General features: G+C 35.6%; 3 protein-coding genes. All 3 read left to right on the plus strand.

Going from position 1 to position 2780, the window contains the following annotated elements; genetic code table 11:
* Positions 1–511 (plus strand): hypothetical protein (locus LBH98_03740; protein ID MDR0303869.1); only part of this gene is annotated, 511 nt, incomplete at its 5' end.
* Between the two features lie 181 nt (positions 512–692).
* Positions 693–1982 (plus strand): GIY-YIG nuclease family protein, encoded by a 1290-nt coding sequence (locus LBH98_03745; GenBank protein MDR0303870.1) that lies wholly within the window; start codon positions 693–695, stop codon positions 1980–1982.
* 104 nt (positions 1983–2086) lie between these two features.
* The gene (locus LBH98_03750; GenBank protein MDR0303871.1) at positions 2087–2488 is read left to right on the plus strand and encodes a hypothetical protein; all 402 of its coding nucleotides are present in this window, start codon (positions 2087–2089) and stop codon (positions 2486–2488) included.
* Positions 2489–2780 lie beyond the last annotated feature (292 nt).

Below are 2780 nucleotides of genomic sequence, written 5' to 3' on the forward strand. Positions count from 1 at the left end.
AAGAGAAAGCGGGCAGTCTTCGCGTTCGCTAAGAGACGGCGGTGCAATAGCGGTGAACGAACTACTTCAAAACGGTGAATATAACGTCGCCGTAAAGGTAAGCGATATTATAGCGCAAAACTACAAACCCGAAGATGGACAGATAGTGTTAAAGGTAAGCGATTTGTTTGTTACTTTCACGACCGAACCCCGCGAGGGACCTATAGCGATCGCCAAACCGCAGAAATCAGACAGGAAGTACGGAATACTTCTTGAGAAGAGTATTGTTTCTCAGTCTGCAAAGATTTCGGTAAAGACTCCGGAACAGTCGCAAATTACCCTTATTGTTTATGACAACATAGGTAATGTGGTGTTTGAATCAAAAAGTAAAAACAACAAGGAGATTGAGTGGGATTTGACGAATAACGCGGGCAGAAACGTAGCGAACGGTACTTATTTGATAATCGCTGAAGCCAAATGTGCAAGCGGAAAGACTTATAAATATTCGGCAAAGTTGGGAATTAGACGGTAATGCGGTATCTGGATTGCTTCGCTGCGTTCGCAATGGCGGAAAAAAAGCGGGGTAACGACGAAGCAATCCATAACATACCAAATATAAATTCTATTTTGGGATAGTGGAATATCGTTTGTTTCCTATTTTTCGTTTAATTTAGTATATTTAGCGTCAAATAAAAAGATTCAAGGGAGAAAACTTGACAAACGACAACGAAAAACAATACGTTTATATCGTTCAAGCGTCGCTTGAGCCTTCAAAATGCAAAATCGGCAAAACAAACGATTTGGAAAGAAGGCTTAAAGAATACAATAATATGACCGGAAAATCTCAAGAAAATACTTACAAATACCTGTTTACCTGCGAAGTTAAAGACATTACACTGGCGGAAAAGGCTCTAAAGGACACATTCTCAAATCTGCGCGAACAAATGAGTAAAGAGATATATTTTTATAATACCGCTTTATTTGACTGGTATGTCAATTTTATTAAATCTCATAAAATGTTCGTCAAAGAAATATTTATAAAAACCGAAGATAATAAACAAACGGTAAAGATAATCAAAAAAACGACTCCGTTTCTTGACGAAAGAGGGATAACACAAAAAGATATAATGCAAAAGGCAAAACAGACGGGTTATGACGAATTTTATACAAGATTGGAAGATGTTGAAAAAGAAATATCCATGTACGATAAAGAAATCTGGAAAGACAAAGTCGTATTTTGTAACTGCGACGATGCGGTTGACGACGACGATAGAAATACTTCGGCGTTTGCGTTATATTTTTTGCAAAATTTTAAGGAATTGGAATTAAAAAAACTTATCTGTACCCATTACAGCAAAAAAGTTGATTTGTTCAATCAGGGTTCAAAAGGCTATATATTCACAAAAAACGGTTTCAGCGAGTTCGGACAAAAAGATTATCCTAAAGGGTTTACCGGAAGTTTTGACGACCCGCTTTCGTTAAAAATACTAAACGAAGTGGCTGATGTCGTATGCACAAACCCGCCGTTTTCAATAGCGATAGACTACTGGAAAATTCTCGTTAAAAGCGGAAAGAAATTTTTAATTATTTCCAATATATCAAACGCTATAAATACCGCATACGTTTCATATTTCAAAGACAATAAAGTGTGGGCGGGGTATAATAGAGTCGACTGGTTTCTAAATCCTAAAAAGCAACTTGCAGACGCATCCGGGCATTGGTATACAAACTTTCCTATAAAAGACAGACCAAAGTATAAGCGTTTGAAAATAGTTCCGTTAAAAAAAATACCTGCAAAATATAAAAAATATGACGACGATAAAATCCTGATAGTAGATAACTGCTATATTCCAAGCGACTATAAAAAACCGTTTGCCGTGTCGGCTCGTCCTATATTAAACGGAATACTTGAAAAGGGATACAGGATTACTCAGGATACACAGTATGTCCCTTATATGAACGGTAAAAAATGTTTTTCAAGAGTTTCGTTAGAAAAAATATAAAGTAAATTTCTTTTTCTTAATTTCTTTAATGAGCGGGAATCTTCCCGCTTTTTTGTTTGGAGCGGATGGTATTTTTAGCCTAAAAATTAACTGAGGAGATTATTATGTTGGAAAACAAAAACACGCAAATAAATTATGACGATATTGACGTTGAAATCCGTGAATTGTGTCAAGCGATAAACAGAATTCCACATTTTGAAACTATTGAAAGTTGTTTCGGACATTGCGCTTTCGGCGAGGGCTCAAAAGAAGATATTCTGATTTGGATTGACGTTGACGATATAGTCGCCCTGAATCGTTTTCTGTGTGCGTTTTGTCACGGTTACGCAAGTATAAGCACGTACATCGGCGACGATTGGGTGTTGGAAATATATAACAACAATACGAAACAAGTTGACGATTTGCTGCATTTATTGCTTCGGGGAAGGAATATACTGGGTATAGTTGATTGTGAAAAGTTAGCAAAATCAATAAACGATTATGCGGATGAGTTTCTCGGAACTTGACGAATGCGTTCGGCAAAGGCGTATAGCGAGAATGTAGTGTGTTTAGTTAAATTTTGACAGGGTTTCAAAAGAAATCTATTATACAATAAATAATATTTTGAAAAGGAAATTAATTTATGAAAAAAGAATTAAAATTAAACGTTATTACATTCTTACCTAAGATTTGGTAATATAATTTGGTTCAATCCTAGTTAAGGATAAAAAAATACCATGTTTTTATATAAAATACTATATTGCATTCACAGAGTGTACACATCTATAAAATCAAGATAATTTTAACGGATTTTCTCTT

The organism is Chitinispirillales bacterium (assembly GCA_031254455.1).
In the GTDB taxonomy this organism is placed as follows: domain Bacteria; phylum Fibrobacterota; class Chitinivibrionia; order Chitinivibrionales; family Chitinivibrionaceae; genus WRFX01.

Coding starts and splice junctions, on each gene's coding strand:
- LBH98_03750 (MDR0303871.1), top strand. CDS start 2,087: ATGTTGGAAAACAAAAACACGCAAATAAATTATGACGATATTGACGTT.